Below are 18,726 nucleotides of genomic sequence, written 5' to 3'. Positions count from 1 at the left end.
ATCCCCTATTGTGTCACGGGGATCACCCTGTCTGGTTCGTTCGGGTATGACCTGCTGCCGGAGCGGCCGACCGGCGCGGCCGACGGGCCGCACCCTCGCCCTGCACGTAGGCTGACGGACGTGAAGGACAACAGGGACGCCGCCGTGCCACACGGTATGACGACCGGGCGCGGTCCCGGCGCCAGCCGCGACGAGCAGGGTGAGGTGACGGCGTGACCGAGTTCGACGGACTGCCGGTGCTGCGGTCCCCGGTGGCGATCGCCGCGTTCGAGGGCTGGAATGACGCCGCCGACGCGTCCACCGCCGCGGTCGAGCACCTGGAGCAGGTCTGGAACGCCCGGCAGATCGCCGAGCTGGATCCGGAAGACTTCTACGACTTCCAGGTCAGCCGGCCCACCATCACCATGGCCGACGGGGAGACCCGGCGGGTGGAGTGGCCGACGACCCGGTTCATGGTGGCCAGCCCGGAGGGCACCGACCGTGACGTGGTGCTGATCCGCGGCATCGAGCCGAGCATGCGCTGGCGGACGTTCTGCGAGCAGGTGCTGGAGATCTGCCACAGCCTGGAGGTGGAACGGGTGGTGCTGCTCGGCGCGTTGCTGGCCGACGTGCCGTACACCCGGCCGCTGCCGATCAGCGGCAGCGCCTCCGACGCGCAGGCCGCGGAGCGCTACCAGCTCACCCCCACCCGGTACGACGGTCCGACCGGCATCGTCGGCGTGCTGCACGACGCCTGCACCCGCGCCGAGGTGGACGCCGTCTCGTTCTGGGTGCACGTGCCGCACTACGCCAACAACCCGCCCTGCCCGAAGGCCACCCTCGCCCTGCTGCACCGGGTCGAGGAGGTCGTCGACCTGCCGGTGCCGATGGCCGACCTGGCCGAGGAGTCCGCCGAGTGGGAGCAGCGGGTGCGCAGCGCCGCCGAGCAGGACGCCGAGCTGGGCGAGTACGTCCGCGAGCTGGAAGAACGGGTCGGCGACGAGGGGATCACCCCGTTGACCGGCGACGAGATCGCCCAGGAGTTCGAGAAGTACCTGCGCCGCCGGGGCGGTTCGGCCGGCCCCACCGCCGGCTCCTGGTAGCACCGTCTCGATGCGGGCCTTCGGACCTTTTGTGGTCCGGGGGCCCGTTTTCGCGTGTCTGGGGTAGCGCCGTCACACCCGCTGGGGCATCCTAGGAACCTAGATGTGATCAAGGAGGCGGGTGTGCAGATCAATCCCGGGGCCGCTGAGTTCCCGCACCGACAGATCGCCACGCAGCTCAAGGCCCAGGTCCGCCGGGGCGACTGGGGGCCGGGCGAGCGGCTACCGTCCATCCCGGCCATCGCCGAGATGTTCGGCGTCGCCAAGCAGACCGTGCAACGCGCCGTCGACCAGCTGCGGGTCGAGGGCATCCTGATCACCAAACCCGGCTCCGGTACGTACGTCCGGGGCACCCGCCGCCGCCTCAACCGCCTCTCCCGAGGCCGGTACGGCGGCTTCCGCGGCTACCACACCGACCTGGCCGCCCGATACCGCCAGCAGCTCGTCTCCGTGGGGCACGCCCCCGCCCCCGCCGAGGTGGCCGACGCCTTCGGCGTGGCCGACGGCACCAGCCTGCTCTGTCGCCGGCACCTCGTCCGTACCGACGACTCCCCTGTCGAGGTGGGCGCCTCCTGGTTCCTGCCCCGCGACACCGGCGGCACCTCGCTGGAGCGCACCGAGGCGTTCGGCCGGCCGCTCTACCAGGAGGCCGAGGAAGCCACGGGGCGGCGGTACGTCTCGGCCACCGACACGATCAGCGCCCGCCAGCCGAGCCGGGAGGAGGCCGAGACCCTCCAGATCCGGCCGGACACCCCGGTGCTGCACCTGCTGCACGTCGCGTACGACGCGCACCGCAAGCCGATCGAGGTGTCCCAGGCGACGTGGCCCGGCCCGATGACCACCCTCACTGAGGAGTACAAGATCCCCGGCCCGACCCCCGACCCGGAACCCGACCCCGGCCTAGTCCTGGGCTAGCGGGCCCTGCCCCGCCCCGCCCCGCCGATCTTGCGCTTTCGGTTGACTTTTGCCGGTTTTGCACCTTTCGCTAGGACAGAAACTGCAAGATCGCGGGGCGATGGGCGAGGGCTGCGGGGCGCGCCCAGGCCCCTGGGAGTTCTCGGCTGCCGAGGCGCGCCGCCATCGTTGCAGCTATACACTCAGTATATATACTGCGGGTGTATCGATGGCCGGGCGGCCCTGTTTCGGCGTCGAGCAACCCAGGGGAGGACCAATGCCAACCGTGAAACCTGTTGGTGCACGGGGGATGACGCGCCGTGGCCTTGTCGGAGCCGCGCTGGCGGTCGGGGTCGGCGTACCGATGGGCGTTGCCGGCCGCGCCACGGCGGCCACCGCCGATTTGGGTCCGGTCCGGCTCACTCTCCCCCGGCCGACCGGGCCGTACCGCGTGGGTGTGGTGCCGCTGCATCTGGTCGACCGGTCGCGGCCGGAACCGCTGGCCGGGCCGGGGCGGTATCGGGAGCTGATGGTCAGCGTCTGGTATCCCGCCCGGAACGAGCGGCGCTACCCGCGCTCCCCGTGGATGACCGCCGCCTCGATGCGCATGCTGCTGGACTCGGCCGGCTTCGACCCCCACGCCGCGCTGGCGCCGTTGACGGCCGGGCACGAGGGCGCCCCGGTGCGGCACTCCGGTCGACGGATGCCGGTGGTGCTGTACTCACACGGCGCCGGCAGTCACCGTTCGGACACCACCATCGTGGTGCAGGAACTCGCCAGCCACGGGTACGTGGTGGTCACTGTGGACCACGCGTACGACGGGTTCGGCGAATTCCCCGACGGCCGGGTCACCGTCCAGGAAGAAGACTTTGATGCCACCCCGTGGACCTACACCCGGGACGTCCGGTTCGTCCTCGACCAGATCGCCGACCTCGCCGCCGGGGGCAACCCCGACGTCGACCACGCGCCGCTGCCGGCCGGGCTGGGCGCCGCCCTCGACCTGAGCCGGATCGGCATGTTCGGCTGGTCGAAGGGCGGCACCGCGACGGCCCTGACCATGGGCACCGACCGGCGGATCCGAGCGGGGCTGAGCTTCGACGCCCCGATGCTGTCGCAGCCGCTGCCCACCGTCGACCTGTACCGGCCGTTCATGCTGATGACGGCGGAGTTCACCCGGGCCGCGGAGCCCGCCGTCGCCGAGTTCTTCACGCACCTACGCGGATGGCGACTCAACGTCCAAGCCGCCGAAGCGGTCCACTCGTCCTACGGCGACAACCAGTGGCTGATACCGCAGCTGGCACGGCTCATCGGGATGAGCGACGAGGAGCTCGCCGGCTGGGTCGGCGCGCTCGACCCCGCCCGCGCGGTCCGCATCGGGCAGGCGTACCCGCTGGCTTTCTTCGACCTGCACCTGCGGCACCGGGGCGGTCACCTACTGAGCGGCCCGAGCCGGTCCTTCCCCGAGGTGAGGTTCATTCCGTGACCCGATCGAGGGCGCGCCCCGACCTCGGCCCCGGCCTGGGCTGAGCCGTTTGATCGACTCGGCTTCCTGGAACTCGGTGCGTCGCCCGCGTCGGGGCACCGCGACTTCCGGAAACCGAGTCGATCAACGCGGGGCGCACGGCACCACGCGCGTGGGCTGCTAGAGGCGGATGCCCAGGAGGGCGTCGACCGTGTTCGCGAAGAGGGCGGGAGCCTCGGGGTCGTCGGTGGCGCCGGCGAGGGTCGCCTCGGCCCAGCGGTCGGCTGCGGCCAGCGCTCCGGGGGTGTCCAGGTCGTCGGCCAGACGTGCGCGTACCTCGGCCAGCAGCTCGGCCCCGGACGGACCGGCGGGCGCGGCGGCGGCCCGCCGCCAACGGTCCAGGCGCTCGTGCGCGGCGGTGAGCAGGTCGTCGGTCCAGGTGCGGTCGCTGCGGTAGTGCCCGGAGATCAGCGCCAGCCGGATCGCCATCGGGTCGACCTTGTCGGCGCGCAGCCGGGACACGAAGACCAGGTTGCCGCGGGACTTGGACATCTTCTCGCCGTCCAGACCGATCATGCCGGCGTGGACGTAGTGCTCGGCGAACGGCGCCTGGCCGGTGAGCCGCTCGGCGTGCGCGGCGGAGGCCTCGTGGTGCGGGAACAGCAGGTCGTTGCCGCCGCCCTGCACGTCGATCCGGTCGCCGAGCAGGTTGAGCGCGATCACCGCGCACTCGATGTGCCAACCGGGGCGGCCCAGGCCCAGCTCGCCGCCCGGCCAGGACGGCTCGCCCTCGCGGGCGCCGCGCCACAGCAGCGGGTCCAGTGGGTCGCGCTTGCCGGCCCGGTCGGGGTCGCCGCCGCGCTCGGGGAAGATCTCCAGCATCTGCTCGCGGGTCAGGTTCGACTCGTAGCCGAAGCGGGGCGTGGCGGAGATGTCGAAGTAGACGTCGCCGGTGCCGTCGTCGAGCCGGTACGCGGCGCCGTCCTTGAGCAGCACCTCGACCTTGTCGGCGATGTCCGGGATCGACTCGACCGCGCCCACGTAGTGCGCCGGCGGGATGATCCGCAGCGCCTCCATGTCCTCCCGGAACAGCGCCGTCTCGCGCATCGCCAGGACCACCCAGTCCTCGCCGTCGCGGGCGGCCCGCTCCAGCAGTGGGTCGTCGATGTCGGTGACGTTCTGCACGTAGCGCACCGGGCGGCCGGCGTCGCGCCACATCCGCTGCACCAGGTCGAACGTGATCATGGTGGCGGCGTGGCCGAGGTGGGTGGCGTCGTACGGGGTGATGCCGCAGACGTACATGCTTCCCGCGTCGGTCGGCTCACTCGGGTGGACACCCTGCCGCGCCGAGTCGTACAACGCCAGTGGCTCGCCCCTGCCCGGCAGCCGTGGCACCTCGTGTCCCGCCCAAGACTCCATGGGATCAGCCTAGCCAGCCCTGCGACAACGCCGGAGCACCCCACGGGTGATCAAGATGACAGCGGGTCACATGGGCGGCCAGGGCATCGCCGGCCAGTCCTCCGGAGGCTGGGGGAAGCAGCCGGTCTCGCGCAGCCGGTCGACCCGGGCGGCCACCTCGGCCACCTCGCTGATCGTCAGATGGTCGGCCAGCTCCGCGCCGAGCGCACCGGCGACCTGCCCGGCCAGCGCGTCGAGCATCTCCACGGCGTCCGGGGGCAACCGCTTACCGGCCCAACCCCAGAGCACCGTGCGCAGCTTGTCCTCCACGTGGAAGCTCACCCCGTGGTCCACGCCGTAGATCCGGTCGTCGGCACCGACGAGCACGTGACCGCCCTTGCGGTCGGCGTTGTTGAGCACCGCGTCGAGCACCGCGAGCCGGGCCAGCCGTGGGTCGTCGGCGTGGGCGAGGGCGTACGCGGCGCCGTCGTCGTCCCGGGCGGCGGCGATCGGGATCCAGCGCGGCGGCAACTCCCCCGCGGGCAGGAAACCGACGAGCGGTTCGGCGTCCTCCGGCTCGTCGATCCACAGCTGGCAGGAGCCGGGGCCGAACGGGCCGTCCCGCAGCACGGTGGGCGGCACCAGGTCCCATCCGGTGGCCCGGGAGACCAGGTACGCCGAGACCTCCCGACCGGCCAGGGTGCCGTCGGGGAAGTCCCAGAGTGGGCGCTCGCCCCGGACCGGCTTGTAGACGCAGCGGGCGGTCAGCCCGTCCAGGGTCAGAATGCCGCGCAGCGTCGTGTTCGACGCGTCGACCAGCCGACCCTCCAGGTCGAGGACGCCGTCACGCAGCAGCCGCAGCGCGGCGTCGCCGTCCTGGCGAGGTTGGAGGCCGGACGAGGTCACCGGTGATAACCGTTGTGCCGCGGGCAGAGGTGCCCGGCGGGGTCCAACGGTTGGCCGCAGAGCGGGCACGGTGGCCGGCCCGCGTTGACCACTCGCCGGGCCCGCTCGATGAACTGGCGGGTCGCCTGCGGGGTGAGCCGGACCCGGAGCCGATCCAGGTCCTCGTCCGGCTCTTCGTCCTCGTCGTCGTCCTCGTCGTCGTCCTCGTCGCCGAGCTCGACCTCGGGCTCCACCTCGCCCGCGGCGATCGCCTCGATCACCACTGTCGCGGTGTCCACGTCGAAGGCCAGCCCGAGCGTCCCGACCCGGAACTCCTCGTCGACGGGCGTGTCCAGCGGCTCGTTGTCGCCGATCACCGGCGCCAGCTCGGGCAGGTCCACCCCGAAGCGACGCTGCGCCTCGGTGAGCAGCTCCTCGAGCTTCTCGGCGAGCAGGGACACCTGGACCTTCTCCAGCGCGACGCTGACCAGCCTGCCGCCGCCGCGGGCCTGCAGGAAGAACGTGCGCTCCCCCGGCGGCCCGACAGTCCCGGCGACGAACCGCTCCGGCGGTTCGAAGGCGTGCACCTGGTGGGTCATACCCACGACCCTATCCGGCCCGCCTTGGCATCGCGCACCCCACCGACGCGATTCGCCGCAGCGGCGACGCGCCCGGCGTACCAGGGGCTAAACCCGGGCGTGGCGGCCTTTCTGGCGTGCGCTGACGCCCCGGCCGGGGGCGGTGTGGTGACGCGCCTCACCGCGACGCACCCGCCCCACCGCCGACGGCCGCGTCCGAGTCGGCCACGCGGTTCGCGCGCCGACGCCGCTTGGCCGGCGGCGGCACCAGCGCCGCCAGGTCGCCGCCGGTGTCGTTGAGTCGCACCAGAAACGGACGCAGCGGCGTGAACCGGATCGCCGTCACCGACGCCGGGTCGGCCACGATCCGCTGAAAGGCATCCAGGTGTACGCCGAGCGCGTCCGCCACGATGGCCTTGATCACATCGCCGTGGCTGCACGCCAACCAGACCGCCTCGGGCCCGTGCTCGGCGTTCACCCGGGCGTCCCAGGAACGCACCGCCGCCACGGCACGCGCCGCCATCGCCGCCATCGCCTCCCCGCCCGGGAAGACCGCCGCGCTGGGGTGCTGCTGGACCACCGGCCAGAGCGGCTCCTTGGCGAGCTTCTTCAGCGGCTGACCCTCCCAGCTGCCGTAGTCGCACTCGATCAGCCCGTCCTCGACCACCGGGGCGGCCTGCGGGAGCGCCAACTCCAGGGTCTGCCGGCAGCGGATCAGCGGGCTGGTCACCACGGCGGCCAGCGGCACCGCCCGCAACCGCTCGCCGACCGCGGTGGCCTGGGCGCGCCCGGTGTCATCCAACTCGACCGGTTGCCGACCGGCCAGGCCGCCATCGGCGTTCGCCGTGGTTCGGCCGTGTCGCAGAAGCAGAAGGGTCGCCACGGAGACCACCCTATGACCTGCGCCCCGTGCCGGGCCGTCGCGGGCTCCGGAGGCACCACCCGGGGGCGGCGGGATGACGACTGCGGCCCCCGGCTCCGCCTGCGGGCGGAGCCGGGGGCCGTCGACAGATCGGTCAGGTGGCGTCGATAGTGCCGGTCAGCAGCAGGGCCAGGACCAGGGTGCCCAGCGCGACCCGGTACAGCACGAAGACGTACAGGGTGTGGTGGGCGACGTAACGCAGCAACCAGGCGATGGCCGCGTAGCCGATGCCGAACGCGATGAGGGTGGCCACGATCGTCTGGGCCACGGTGGGCACGGACGTGCCCGGGGCGGACGGTTCGAAGACGTCCCCGAGGCTGAACACGCCGGACATCACCACCGCCGGGATGGCCAGCAGGAACGAGTACCGTGCCGCCGCCTCCCGGGTCAGGTTGAGCAGCAGGCCGGCGGTGAGCGTGCCGCCGGAGCGGGACACCCCGGGGACCAGCGCCATGGCCTGGGCGAAGCCCATCACGATGCCGTCCTTCATCCGGAAGTTCTCCAGAGTGCGGGTCTGCCGCCCCCAGTACTCGGCGAAGGCCAACACGAAGGCGAACACGATCAGCGTGGTCGCCACCACCCACAGGTTGCGCCCGGCGGTCTTGATCTGGTCCTTGAACACGAAACCGAACAGCCCGATCGGGATCGAGCCGACGATCACGTACCAGCCCATCCGGTAGTCGAGGCTGGAGCGGACCGACTTGTCCCGGATGCCCACCAGCCAGGTCCGGGTGATCCGCCAGATGTCCTTGGCGAAGTAGATCAGCACGGCCGCTTCGGTGCCGAGCTGGGTGACCGCGGTGAACGACGCGCCGGCGTCCCGGTCGAAGAAGATCGCCGAGGTGATCCGCAGATGCCCCGACGAGCTGACCGGAAGGAACTCGGTCAGTCCCTGGACGATGCCCAGGACGATGGCCTCGACCCAGGTCACTCGCCGACTCCCGAAAGGTCGAGAGCCTCGGCGACGGTACGCAGGGTCTGCACACCGCTGTCCCGGTCGGCCACGAAGAGGGTCACCGACAGCGTGGTGACGCCGGCCGCCGCGTACTCCCGCATCCGCTCGGCGATGCGTTCCTTCGGGCCGAGCAGCGAGGTGCGGTCGATGAACTCCATGGGTACGGCGGCGGCGGCGTCGCGCTGCCGCTTGGCCAGGTACAGGTCCTGCACCTCGCGGGCGGCGTCGCCGTAGCCCATCCGGGTGGCGAGCTGGTTGTAGAAGTTCTGCTGCCGGCTGCCCATGCCGCCCACGTAGAGCGCGGCGTACCAGCGGACGAGTTCGGCGCAGGAGGCCACGTCGTCGCCGATCACCACGGGCACCGACGGCACCACGTCGAACCCGGCCAACTCCTTGCCGACCTTGGCCCGCCCGGCGCGCACCGAGGCGAGCTGCTCCTCGGCGAACTCCGGGGCGTAGAACACGGCCAGCCAGCCGTCGGCGATCTCGCCGGCCAGCTCCAGGTTTTTCGGGCCGACCGCGGCCAGGTAGATCGGTATGTGCTCGCGGGGTGGGTGGAAGCCCAGACGCAGGGCCTTGCCCGGCCCGTCCGGCAGCGGCAGCGTGTAGTGCTCGCCGTCGTACGCCACCTCCTTGCGGGCGATGGCCAGCTTGACGATGTCGACGAACTCGCGGGTCCGGGCGAGCGGCTTGGCGAAGCGCACGCCGTGCCAGCCCTCGGACACCTGCGGGCCGGAGACACCCAGGCCGAGCCGGAACCGGCCGCCGGAGAGCGCGTCGATCGTGGCGGCGGTCATGGCGGTGGCCGCCGGCGTACGGGCGGGGATCTGCATCACCGCGGCGCCGACGTCGATCCGTTCGGTCTGCCCGGCCATCCACGCGAGCATGCTGGGCGAGTCGGAGCCATAGGCCTCCGCCGCCCACACCACCGAATAGCCCAGCCGGTCCGCCTCCTGGGCCAGCGCCAGGTGGTCGGCCGGTGTGCTCCACGCCGTCTGGTATCCGAGACTGAGCCCGAGTCGCACTGGTCCTCCCCCATCCGTGGCACAGGTCGCCCCAGGTTACGCAATGCCGATAACGGACTCGATCACCGGCTCGACACCTTTGATCCCCCCTCCATCGGGGCAGCCCGGGGCGGCGGAACCGGCAGAACCGGCAGAGATACGGGAGCGAGGATATCGGTGGCGGCAGGTTCGAAATAAGGTTCACCCATGCAACAGCGACCGCTCGGCCGAAGCGGGCTGGCGGTTTCGCGGCTCGCGCTCGGCACCATGACCTGGGGCCGGGACACCGACGCCGACGATGCGGCCGCTCAGCTGAAGAGTTACCTCGACGCGGGCGGCAACCTGATCGACACCGCCGACGTGTACGGCGACGGCGACGCCGAGTCGGTGATCGGCTCGCTGCTGGGTTCCCTCGTGCCCCGCGAGGATCTGCTGATCGCCACCAAGGCCGGTTTGCGCCCCGGCAGTGGCCGACGCCGGGACGGCTCCCGGGGGCACCTGCTGCGCACGTTGGACGCGTCGCTGCGCCGGCTCGGCACCGACCACGTCGACCTGTTCCAGGTGCACGGGTACGACCCGGACACCCCGCTGGAGGAGACCCTGGCCGCCCTGGACCACGCGGTGGCCAGCGGCAAGGTCCGCTACGTCGGCGTGTCGAACTTCTCCGGCTGGCAGACCGCGCGGGCCGCCGCCTGGCAGACCGCCTGGCCGGGGCGGGCGCCGGTGGTCGCGTCCCAGGTGGAGTACTCGCTGCTGGAGCGCGGTGTGGAGCGGGAGGTGCTGCCCGCGTGCGACGCGCTCGGCCTCGGTGTGCTGCCCTGGTCGCCGCTGGGCCGGGGCGTGCTCACCGGCAAGTACCGGCACGGCCGTCCGGCCGACTCCCGGGCCGCGTCGCCGCACTTCGAACGGTTCGTCTCGACCTACCTGGAGCCGCGCTGCTCCAGCATCGTGGAGGCGGTGGCGACGGCGGCCGGTGGGCTGGGGGTGTCGCCGCTGGAGGTGGCGTTGGCCTGGATCCGGGACCGGCCGGGCGTGACCGCGCCGATCCTCGGTGCCCGCACGGTCGGGCAGCTGCTCGGCGCGCTCGCAGTGGAACGGATCACCCTGCCCGAGGAGATCACCACCGCGCTGGACGACGTGTCCGCGGTGCCGGTCGGCTACCCCGAACGCGACGGCTGACCGCCGGCCGGGTCACGGCTGGCCCCGCGCCCCGGGGTCACGGCGTCGGGCGCTGCCCGGGGAGGTCGTGGATCGCGGTCAGGAAGCGCGACTGGTCGTCGCGCAGCGCGGGCTGGGTCAGCCGGATCCACGAACCGTCGTCGAAGACGATGGTGGAGGCGAGCTGCACCAGCCCGCTCGCCCCACGCTCGGAGTCGACCCGGGCCACCCGGTCGCGGCGGACACTCCACAGCACCCGCGGTTGACGCCGGTCGGGCCGGTCGGCGTCCGGGCGGGGGCCCATCCGCAGCAGGTGCAGGTGGGTGTCGGTCACCGCCAGCGGGGTGCCGCTGTAGCGCTCCAGGAAGAGCAGCAGGCTGCCGGCGAGGGTGGCGAGGTCGCCGCTGAAGACGTACCGGCGGCGGTAGGCGATCTCGGCGAGCTGCTCGGCCAGCGGGCGGTACTGGCTCAGCCGGAACAGCGCGCGGAACGCCTCCTGCTCCTCGGTGAGCGGGATCGGCTCCCGCTGGGCGGGTTGCTGCGGCAGGCCCGGCTCCGGCGCGGCCAACTCCGGCACGCCGGCGGCGATGGCGCCGGCCTTGCCCGGCAGCAGCAGCACACCCGCGGCCAGCCGCACCGGCGCCAGCACGGCGTCGACCCAGACCACCGGGTTGACGATGTTGAGCAGCCCGAACAGCACCTTCGGGTCGAGTGCGTCGGCCAACTCGGCGCCGACCTCGTCGGCGAGCTGCCGACCGGCTTGGTGGGTCTGCGACAGGCGCACCGGCCCGAGCCCCACGTAGCGGAGGTCCTGCCCGGCCAGCAGCGGCGCCACCAGGGCGCGCTCCGGCTCGTCGCTGGTGCGGAGTTCGTCCCGCAGTTCGCGGGCCTTGTCCCGGGCGGCCCGCGCGCCGCCGAGCACCGCGTCGGTGAACCGGCCCAGCCGACCCCGCTCCCCTGACATCACCCGTCGCCTCCCTAGCGGCCCGCCGGCTGACCTGCCGGCGGCTGCCCGAAGACATTCTGGTCGATCCAGTCCGCGCCGCCCTGCACCGCCTGGTCGATCTGGTCGCCGACCTGTTCGCTGCCCGGCACGGAGAGCCCGCTGGTCAACGCCACCGTCCCCCAGGTGACACCGTGGACGACGGAGTTCGGCACGTTCCACGGCAGGTGGGTCGCCCAGTCCCGGGCGATCACCCGGGCCCCGTCGGCGACCCCGTGCGCCCGTAGCGCGGCGGCCCGGTCGAGGGCGCCCATGTCGAACGGGGAACCGGACTTGCCCAGCTTGTAGGTGCCCTTGGAGGGGTCGAGGAACTTGTGGTGCCACTTGTCGAGCTTGCCGGCGGCGCGGCGCTTGTCGGCGTACTTCTTGCCGGTGCGCAGCGCCTTCTGCATGTCGACCAGCTTGTCCAGGTGGGTGCGCAGCTTGCGCAGGTACAGCAGGACCCGTTGCAGCAGCCGGATGACCTTCTGCAGGTGCACCGCGAGCGGCCGGATGACCTTCAACATCCGGGTGACCACGATCAGACCCCTGGTAACGGCCACGCCCACACCGGCGGCCCAGGACGCGCCCATGGTCACCGGTGCCATCAGCAACGCCGTCACCAGCGTCACCAGGAGGAAGTTCACGAACTCCACGCAGAGGTCCACGAGCACGTCGTGCACGGTCTGCAGACCGTCGGCGACACTGCGCAGGTACTCCGCGGTCGCGGCGAACTGCTCGGCGACGTCGAGGAGCTGCTGCTCCACCTCGGCCAACCGCTGGCCGTACGCCACACCGGACGGTGAGCGCCAGCCGGCCTGCGCGGACTCCCGGGTGCCGCGGTGCCCCTGGGCCAGGTCGCGCACCTGCGCTGCCAGCGCGTCCCACTCGGCGGCCTTCGCGCGCAGCACGGCGGGTTCGCCGTCGACCAGGTCGACGAGCTGGATCAGTGGCCACGCCAGGGTCCGGCAGACACTGTCGACGGCGTCCTGCACCCCGGATAGTGCGCTGTCCAGGCCGTTCCACAGTTGGACGGCGCTGCCGGCCGGGCCGCTCATCCGGGCAACCCCGACTGGATGGCCTTGAACCCGGCGTCGAGGTCCCGTTCGTTGTGCTCGTACGCCTCGACCGTGTCACCCAGCGCCGTGGCGACCCGGCCGAACGCGGCGTCTGCGGCGGCGAACAACTCCTTGCCGCCGGTGACCTGCTCGGCGTACTTGTCACGGAGCATGTCGCTGGCGAACGGCAGGTGGCCGAAGGCGTCCGAGGGCACGTCGCCGGCCGAGACGATCTGCCCCTCCAGCGCGGCCAGCGAGCTGGCGACCTGCTTGGCGGCTGTCTCCAGTCGACGGACCGCCTGCACGTCGACATCGATATCCGGTGGCATGCCGTTCCTCCCCCATGAGTCGAGCGCACCGACGATACGATCTCCCGGCCACCGGGCACCACCCGGTCGCATGATTCACGGGGAGGAATCTCATGACGGACCCGACGTCCGCGTTCGACGCGCTCGCCGGGCGGATCGCCGACATCGAACGCCGGTTCGCGGGCCTCCGCGACGACCTGGCCGAGCTGTCCGGCACCGCGGCCGACGAGAGCGGGCTGGTCTCGGCGACCGTCGACGCCACCGGCGCGCTGATCGGCCTCACCCTCGCGCCCGCCGCCCTGCGCATCGGCACGGAGGGGGTGGCCGAGCTGGTGCTCGACGCGTACCGGCGGGCTCGCGAGGTCGCCTCCGGGCACGTCGACGAGCACACCGAGGGGTTGGACGTCGCGCTCGGCGCGGGGCTCGGCGACCTGTTCGGCACGCCGGGGGACTTCTCGGCGCTGGGCCGGCTGGAGGAGACCGTGGCCCGGCTCGGGCGGCTGGACGACCGCCTGCCGGGCGCACCGGCGTGACGTCGCCGTCGCCGACCTGGCCGGAGATCGCCGCTCGGCTGCGGGACACCGTCGCCCGCTGCGACCGGGACACCGACCTGGAGCTCTCCGCCGGTCCGCCCGGGATCCGGCTGCTGGTGCGCCGCCAGGTGGTGCGGGTGATCTGCCCCGGCCACGACGAGGCACGCCTGGCCGCGCTCGGCTGGCACCGCCCGACCGGCGACGAGGGCTGGTGGTACGAGGCGGCGCGCACTCCGGAGCAGGTGGAGCGGCTCAGTGTGTTCGTGACCCGTACCGCCGCCGAGGTGTTGACCGACGAGCCCGGCACGCTCTCCTGCCGGGCGGTGCCGCCGGCCGTGCGCCCCGGCCCGGCGGCGCTATCGATCGACCGGCCGGCGCCCGTCGAGGTGACCCAGGTCGAGGCGGCTCCGGCCGGGGCGGCTCCGACGGGAGCGGCACCCGCTGAAGCGACACCCGTCGACGCGGAGCCGGCGGTGGTGGGGCGGCTCGCCGCTGCCGTCGACCGGCGTGACCTGCCCGGCTACCTCGGAGCGCTGGCCGGCGCCACGGTGTGCGTCCCTCTCTCCGGGGAACCGACGCCGGAAGCCGACTTTCCGTGGACGGTGGTCGGCGACGCGACCGGCGCGCCGCTGCTGCCGGTCTTCACCTCGCCGGGGGCGCTCGCCGCGTTCACCGGGGACGGGGTGCCGTTCGTCGCGCTGCCCTGCGCCGAGCTGTTCGAGGACTGGCCGAACCCCTCCTGGGGGCTGGCGGTCGACCCGGGCAGCGCCCGAGCGGTCACCCTGGCCGCACCGGCCCTCACCGCCCTGCTGACGGCGAACGTCCCCACAGCCTGACGTCCTGCCGGGCCGCGACGACGCCCCCTCTCTCGCGATCTTGCAGTTGCTGTCGCGACATAGGAGGCGTTTCCACTCATCTCGGCGACAGAAACCGCAAGATCGGCGCGACGGGGACACGGGGCGGCACGGGGGCACGGGGCGGGACGGACCGCCCGCGGCGGCGTCGTTGGTCACTCCGGAGGGGGTGGCGAACGGCCGCTGGGCTGGGCAGCATGGAGGGCATGGACTACGAGTACGCGCCACTGCGGCTGCCGCCGAACGTCGACCGGTTGACCGCCGCGGCGCAGTTGGCGATCCAGGCGGAGTTCTCCGGATGGGAGTTGGCCCGGGTGCGGCTGTACCGGGACGGCACGCGGCAGGTGGTGCTGCGTCGTCGGCGGGTCAACCAGCCGCAGCCGGGCCTGTCGTACTGACGACCGGACGGCGCCGCCCGAGGCCGGAGTCGGCCCCGGGCGGCACCCGGCCTAGTGCTGGTGCCCGGCGTGGTCGTGGTCGTCGTCGAGCTCCAGGAACGGGTGCTCGTCGAGCCGACCGACCAGCCGGTCGTCGGCCGCCGGCTGGAACGGGCCGACCGCGTCGTCGTCGTCGAACGACTCCAGGTCGACCGGGGTGCCCACCTCGCTGACCATGACCACCCCGTCGAGCGGTTCCAACTCGGGGACGTCCAACGCGCCGAGCGAGCCGTCACCGCTCTGCAGCAGCTCCAGCACCGCCTCGCCGACGCCCTCCACCGGCGCGGGCTCGTCGTCCTCCGGGGTGCTCTCGCGGCGGGCCGCTTCGGCCACCCGCAGCAGCGCGGCGACGCTCGGCACCCGGTAGTCACGACGCTGACGCACCGAGATCACCCGGGGGTGCGGGTCACTGGCCTCGGCTCCCTCGCCGCCGCCGAAACGCTCGTCGGCCTCGTCCGGGTCGATCGAGTCGACATCCCACGGCGTCACCTCGCCGAAGGCGTCAAGCAGCCGCTCGTCGTACGCGAAGGAGGCGTTGTTCAACGCCACGTACGCCTGCCAGACGTCGTCGTCGTCGACGCGGCCCTGCGCGGCGCGTACGGCGGCCAGGTGGTGGCGGGCCGCTTCGATCACCCGCTCGAGAGCGGCGTCCAGCTCACCATGCTGGTCGGTCATGTGGGGCAGTCCCTTCACGATGGGGAGGTTGCGCGCCGGCGGCCACCGCCGGACACGACTAGCAGGTGCGGAGGAACCGGTCGAGAACCCGCACGCCGAACTGTAGTCCGTCGACTGGAACGCGCTCGTCGATGCCGTGGAACAACGCCGAGAAGTTCAGGTCGGCGGGCAACCGCAGCGGGGCGAACCCGAAGCAGCGGATGCCGAGCTGCGAGAACGCCTTGGCGTCGGTGCCACCGGAGAGCATGTACGGGACGGGCCGCGCCCCCTGGTCCTCCGCGCGCAGGGCCGCCGACATGGCCTCGACCAGGTCACCGTCGAAGGTGGTCTCCAGCGCCGGCTGCCGCTGGACGTACTCGATCGCGATGTCCGGGCCGACCAGCTCGCGCAGCTGCCGCTCCAGCAGCTCGGACTGGCCGGGCAGGCTGCGGCAGTCGATGGTGGCGGTGGCCCGGCCGGGAATGACGTTGTCCTTGTAGCCGGCGCTCAACCGGGTCGGGTTGGCGGTGTTGCGGATGGTCGCGCCGATGATGTTGGCGATGGGGCCGAGCTTCGCGATGGCCGTCTCCGGGTCGTCCGGGTCCAACTCGATGCCGAGCAGGTCGGAGACCTCGGTCAGGAAGGCCCGCACGGTGTCGGTGACGACCACCGGGAAGCGGTGCCGGCCGATCCGGGCGACCGCCTCGGCGAGCGCGGTGACGGCGTTGTCGTCGTGCATCATCGAGCCGTGCCCGGGGCGGCCCTTGGCGTGCAGCCGCAGCCAGTCGATGCCCTTCTCGGCGGTCTCGATGAGGTAGAGCCGCTGGCTGTCGTTGACCGAGTAGGAGAAGCCACCGACCTCACCGATCGCCTCGGTGCAGCCGTCGAAGAGGCCCCGGTGGTTGTCGACCAGGAAACGCGCGCCGTAGTCGCTGCCCGCCTCCTCGTCGGCGGTGTACGCGAGCACGATGTCGCGCGGGGGTCGCACGCCGGTGCGCTGCCAGTGCCGCACCACGGCGAGCACCATCGCGTCGAAGTCCTTCATGTCGATCGCGCCCCGGCCCCAGAGGTAGCCGTCGCGCAGCTCGCCGGAGAACGGGTCCACCGACCACTCGTCGGCGTCGGCGGGCACCACGTCCAGGTGGCCGTGCACCAGCAGCGCGCCCCGGCTCGGGTCGGTGCCCGGGATGCGGGCCACCACGTTCGCCCGGCCCGGCGCGGACTCGTGCAGGACGGACTCCACGCCCACCTCGGCGAGCTTCTCCGCCACGTACTCGGCCGCGCGGCGCTCGCCGACGCTGGTGTCGTTGTCACCCGTGTTGGTGGTGTCGATGCGCAGCAGGTCGCGGCAGAGGTCCACGACCTCTGCGGTGGGGTCGGGTCGGGCGGAGGCGGCATCGCTCGTCATCGCCTCTTCATACCAGCCCGGGCTGCTCGACAGGCCGGCGCGGGGGGACGCATCGACGGGTCGGTTTCGCCGTGGCCGCGTTCGGGTACCGCCGCCCACGACCGTACGTCCCTGCCGGAGCTTCCGCCCGCCAGTCGAGGAGGGCACCATGTCCGCTGTTCCCCTGCCGCCGCTGCCGCCCGCGCCCGCACCCGAGGATGGCTACCGACCCGCCGGTCGCAGCATCGCCGACATCGTCGACCGGGAGCACAAGCAACTGCTGGCGCTGCTGGACCAGCTCTCCGGCCCGGACACGACGCCGCAGGAGGGGCTGGCGGTGCTCACCGCCGCGCTGTCACGGCACCTGTCCGCCGAGGAGCAGTACCTGCTGCCGGCGGTCCGCGCGGCGCTGCCGGCGGCCAGCGAGCGGGTGGACGCGGAGATCAACGCCGACGCGGCCCTGCTGAGCGCACTGAAAGGGTTGACGGACGAGGCGCTCACCGAGGTCGCCGAGCGGGTCCGCCGGCACGTCGACGGGGTGGGCGTGCTGGTCACCGAGCTGCGCGCGGTAGCGACCGAGGAGGAGCTGATCCGGCTCGGCAACCGGTTGGAGATCGCCGAGGAGGCCGCGCCGACCCGGCCGCACCCGGGCACGCCGGCCACCCCTCCGTGGAACCGGATCGTGGAGCCGGCGGTCGGGGTGGTGGACAAGGTCCTCGACGCGGTGACCCGCCGGCCGACCTACCTGGCGGACCTGCCGGAGCCACCGCGCGACCGGTGACCGGCGACCGCCGGCAATGCATTCATTATCACCGATCCGCTCGGGCTATTCCGCCAGCAGACGCGTAGTCCTACCGTCACCCTATGAACCTGGAGCTGCGTCACCTGCGGGTGGTCTGCGCGATCGCGGAGACGGGAAGTGTGACGAAGGCGGCCTCGGCGCTCGGCCTGGCCCAACCGGCGCTCACCGCCCAGCTCCAACGCATCGAACGGACGCTGGGCGGCCCGCTGTTCGACCGGGACCGGCGCGGGGCTCGGCCCACCGCGCTCGGTGAGCTGGTGCTGGCCCGCGCCCGGGTGCTGCTGCCGGCGATGAAGGGCCTGCAGGACGAGGCCGCCCGACTGGCCGGGGCGGGCGACACGTTGCCGTCCTACCGCTTCGGCGGGGTGAACAGCCCGATCCTGGGTCGGCTGGTGCACCGGTTGGCGGCCGAGCAGCCGCCCGCCCAGATCACCACGTACGCGTCCTGGTCGGTCGACGAGTTGGCGCAGTTGGTGGCCGGCGGTCGACTGGACTTCGCGCTGGCCGGCGTGTGCGGCGACGCCAGCCCGTCGGCCGGGTTCGGATTGAGCTGGCAGGAGGTGGCCGTCGACCCGGTGCTGGTGCTGCTGCCGGAGACCCATCCCCTCGCGGCGCAGGACGAGGTACGCCTGGCCGACCTGCGCCACGAGCAGTGGGTCGCCGCGCCGGGCGACGGCTGCTTCGCCGACTGCTTCGCCGCCGCCTGCGCCCGCGCCGGCTTCACCCCCCGCAAGGTGTACGAGACCGACATCCGCGGGTGCGTCGACCTGGTGGAGGCCGGCGTGGCGGTGGCCCTGTGCCAGGCGACGTTCCGCCCGGTGAGCGGTCTGGTCACCCGTCAACTCGCCGGGACGCCGCTGCGCTGGCGGCTGCTGCTCGGCTGGCATCCGGACTCCCCCGCCGCCCAGGGTGCGGAGCTGGTGCTGGAGACGGCCAAGGCGGCGTACGTCGACTCGTTGGCACCGCATCCGGCGTATCTGGCCTGGCTGCCCCGCAACCCGGGGTTCGGCGTCCGGCAGCCCACCGGGGTCCGACCGGGCTGAGCTGCCGGTATTCCCGGCCGCTGGCGGTGCGAACCGCCGTGGGCCGGGTATCTGGCGGACATGACCGACCTCTACCCGCCCGCCGACGACCGCGAACTGCTGCGCCAGGCGGCTGCCGCGCACACCGCCGCCACCCGCGAGGTGGAGGCGTTCCTGCGCCGCCTGCCGACGGTGCCCGACCCGGCCGACGTGACCGAGTACGCGAACCTGCTCACCCGGGAGGACCAGACCCGCGGCGACCGGGACGCCGCCGCCGACGCGGCCGGCCTGACCATCGCAAGCCTGGAGCCCGACAAGGGCCAGTAGCGCGCCGCGACGGTGCCGTCCCGG

Annotated in this window: 21 protein-coding genes; 10 read left to right on the top strand and 11 right to left on the bottom strand. The window is 72.8% G+C overall.

What is annotated here, in order from left to right:
* The first annotated feature begins 212 nt into the window (after window positions 1–212).
* The 3 genes from ACQRWP_RS09480 (at window position 213) to ACQRWP_RS09470 (ending at window position 3,459) form a co-directional block, all read left to right on the top strand.
* Entirely contained in the window at window positions 213–1,082 is an 870-nt protein-coding gene (locus tag ACQRWP_RS09480; RefSeq protein WP_030332815.1) for a PAC2 family protein, read from the top strand.
* 123 nt (window positions 1,083–1,205) lie between these two features.
* The gene (locus ACQRWP_RS09475) at window positions 1,206–1,997 is read left to right on the top strand and encodes a GntR family transcriptional regulator (RefSeq protein ID WP_430501782.1); all 792 of its coding nucleotides are present in this window, start codon (window positions 1,206–1,208) and stop codon (window positions 1,995–1,997) included.
* Window positions 1,998–2,286: 289 nt separating this feature from the next.
* On the top strand, window positions 2,287–3,459 hold the full coding sequence (locus ACQRWP_RS09470; protein WP_430501781.1) for an alpha/beta hydrolase family protein: 1,173 nt from the start codon (window positions 2,287–2,289) through the stop codon (window positions 3,457–3,459).
* Window positions 3,460–3,618: 159 nt separating this feature from the next.
* Here ACQRWP_RS09470 and mshC read toward each other — a convergent pair whose 3' ends face one another.
* The 6 genes from mshC to ACQRWP_RS09440 form a co-directional block, all read right to left on the bottom strand.
* On the bottom strand, window positions 3,619–4,857 hold the full coding sequence (gene mshC, locus ACQRWP_RS09465; RefSeq protein ID WP_430501779.1) for a cysteine--1-D-myo-inosityl 2-amino-2-deoxy-alpha-D-glucopyranoside ligase: 1,239 nt from the start codon (window positions 4,855–4,857) through the stop codon (window positions 3,619–3,621).
* A 66-nt stretch (window positions 4,858–4,923) separates the two neighbouring features.
* On the bottom strand, window positions 4,924–5,742 hold the full coding sequence (locus ACQRWP_RS09460) for an SCO1664 family protein (protein ID WP_430501777.1): 819 nt from the start codon (window positions 5,740–5,742) through the stop codon (window positions 4,924–4,926).
* Window positions 5,739–6,320, bottom strand: coding sequence for a DUF3090 domain-containing protein (locus tag ACQRWP_RS09455; protein ID WP_357232892.1), 582 nt, complete (start codon window positions 6,318–6,320; stop codon window positions 5,739–5,741). The genes ACQRWP_RS09460 and ACQRWP_RS09455 overlap by 4 nt, the downstream gene beginning before the upstream one ends.
* A gap of 157 nt (window positions 6,321–6,477) precedes the next feature.
* Window positions 6,478–7,191: an MSMEG_4193 family putative phosphomutase gene (locus tag ACQRWP_RS09450; protein ID WP_430501775.1), complete on the bottom strand. Its 714-nt coding sequence runs from the start codon at window positions 7,189–7,191 to the stop codon at window positions 6,478–6,480.
* A gap of 124 nt (window positions 7,192–7,315) precedes the next feature.
* Window positions 7,316–8,152, bottom strand: coding sequence for an undecaprenyl-diphosphate phosphatase (locus ACQRWP_RS09445; protein ID WP_112587410.1), 837 nt, complete (start codon window positions 8,150–8,152; stop codon window positions 7,316–7,318).
* Window positions 8,149–9,201, bottom strand: a complete 1,053-nt coding sequence (locus ACQRWP_RS09440) for an LLM class F420-dependent oxidoreductase (protein WP_030332780.1) — start codon at window positions 9,199–9,201, stop codon at window positions 8,149–8,151. The genes ACQRWP_RS09445 and ACQRWP_RS09440 overlap by 4 nt, the downstream gene beginning before the upstream one ends.
* 186 nt (window positions 9,202–9,387) lie before the next feature.
* Here ACQRWP_RS09440 and ACQRWP_RS09435 point away from each other — a divergent pair, with 186 nt between their 5' ends.
* Window positions 9,388–10,359, top strand: a complete 972-nt coding sequence (locus ACQRWP_RS09435; RefSeq protein ID WP_091408467.1) for an aldo/keto reductase — start codon at window positions 9,388–9,390, stop codon at window positions 10,357–10,359.
* A gap of 37 nt (window positions 10,360–10,396) precedes the next feature.
* Here ACQRWP_RS09435 and ACQRWP_RS09430 read toward each other — a convergent pair whose 3' ends face one another.
* From ACQRWP_RS09430 to ACQRWP_RS09420, 3 genes are read right to left on the bottom strand one after another with little or no spacing between them, the layout of a single operon-like run.
* Window positions 10,397–11,305: a hypothetical protein gene (locus ACQRWP_RS09430; protein ID WP_430501772.1), complete on the bottom strand. Its 909-nt coding sequence runs from the start codon at window positions 11,303–11,305 to the stop codon at window positions 10,397–10,399.
* An 11-nt stretch (window positions 11,306–11,316) separates the two neighbouring features.
* Window positions 11,317–12,378 (bottom strand): WXG100 family type VII secretion target, encoded by a 1,062-nt coding sequence (locus tag ACQRWP_RS09425; RefSeq protein ID WP_430501771.1) that lies wholly within the window; start codon window positions 12,376–12,378, stop codon window positions 11,317–11,319.
* Window positions 12,375–12,707: a hypothetical protein gene (locus ACQRWP_RS09420; RefSeq protein WP_430501769.1), complete on the bottom strand. Its 333-nt coding sequence runs from the start codon at window positions 12,705–12,707 to the stop codon at window positions 12,375–12,377. The genes ACQRWP_RS09425 and ACQRWP_RS09420 overlap by 4 nt, the downstream gene beginning before the upstream one ends.
* Before the next feature lie 92 nt (window positions 12,708–12,799).
* On the opposite strand from ACQRWP_RS09420, the gene ACQRWP_RS09415 reads away from it, so the two are divergent.
* The 3 genes from ACQRWP_RS09415 to ACQRWP_RS09405 all read left to right on the top strand — a co-directional run bounded on the left by ACQRWP_RS09415 (window position 12,800) and on the right by ACQRWP_RS09405 (window position 14,471).
* Window positions 12,800–13,219, top strand: coding sequence for a YbaB/EbfC family nucleoid-associated protein (locus tag ACQRWP_RS09415; protein WP_430501767.1), 420 nt, complete (start codon window positions 12,800–12,802; stop codon window positions 13,217–13,219).
* Entirely contained in the window at window positions 13,216–14,055 is an 840-nt protein-coding gene (locus tag ACQRWP_RS09410; RefSeq protein WP_430501766.1) for an SseB family protein, read from the top strand. The genes ACQRWP_RS09415 and ACQRWP_RS09410 overlap by 4 nt, the downstream gene beginning before the upstream one ends.
* 224 nt (window positions 14,056–14,279) lie before the next feature.
* The gene (locus ACQRWP_RS09405; protein ID WP_013734349.1) at window positions 14,280–14,471 is read left to right on the top strand and encodes a DUF5703 family protein; all 192 of its coding nucleotides are present in this window, start codon (window positions 14,280–14,282) and stop codon (window positions 14,469–14,471) included.
* A 51-nt stretch (window positions 14,472–14,522) separates the two neighbouring features.
* Here the strand turns inward: ACQRWP_RS09405 and ACQRWP_RS09400 are convergent, their stop codons facing one another.
* Both ACQRWP_RS09400 and ACQRWP_RS09395 read right to left on the bottom strand, forming a co-directional pair.
* Window positions 14,523–15,185, bottom strand: coding sequence for a hypothetical protein (locus ACQRWP_RS09400; RefSeq protein WP_430501764.1), 663 nt, complete (start codon window positions 15,183–15,185; stop codon window positions 14,523–14,525).
* Window positions 15,186–15,243: 58 nt separating this feature from the next.
* Complete coding sequence (locus tag ACQRWP_RS09395; RefSeq protein ID WP_430501763.1) at window positions 15,244–16,572, bottom strand: M20/M25/M40 family metallo-hydrolase; 1,329 nt, start codon at window positions 16,570–16,572, stop codon at window positions 15,244–15,246.
* Window positions 16,573–16,720: 148 nt separating this feature from the next.
* Between ACQRWP_RS09395 and ACQRWP_RS09390 the strand changes: the two genes are divergently transcribed.
* The 3 genes from ACQRWP_RS09390 (at window position 16,721) to ACQRWP_RS09380 (ending at window position 18,702) form a co-directional block, all read left to right on the top strand.
* Window positions 16,721–17,332, top strand: coding sequence for a hemerythrin domain-containing protein (locus ACQRWP_RS09390; protein ID WP_430501762.1), 612 nt, complete (start codon window positions 16,721–16,723; stop codon window positions 17,330–17,332).
* Between the two features lie 83 nt (window positions 17,333–17,415).
* A complete protein-coding gene (locus tag ACQRWP_RS09385) occupies window positions 17,416–18,396 on the top strand; it encodes a LysR family transcriptional regulator (protein WP_238679128.1) in 981 nt (326 codons plus the stop codon).
* A 60-nt stretch (window positions 18,397–18,456) separates the two neighbouring features.
* On the top strand, window positions 18,457–18,702 hold the full coding sequence (locus ACQRWP_RS09380) for a hypothetical protein (protein WP_328654538.1): 246 nt from the start codon (window positions 18,457–18,459) through the stop codon (window positions 18,700–18,702).
* The last annotated feature ends 24 nt before the right edge of the window (window positions 18,703–18,726 follow it).

Origin of the sequence: Micromonospora trifolii (assembly GCF_050516465.1) — a bacterium.
GTDB classification, from domain to species: domain Bacteria; phylum Actinomycetota; class Actinomycetes; order Mycobacteriales; family Micromonosporaceae; genus Micromonospora; species Micromonospora trifolii.
The sequence above is the reverse complement of the archived record's forward strand: the minus strand, read 5'-3'. Positions and strand labels throughout refer to the sequence as shown.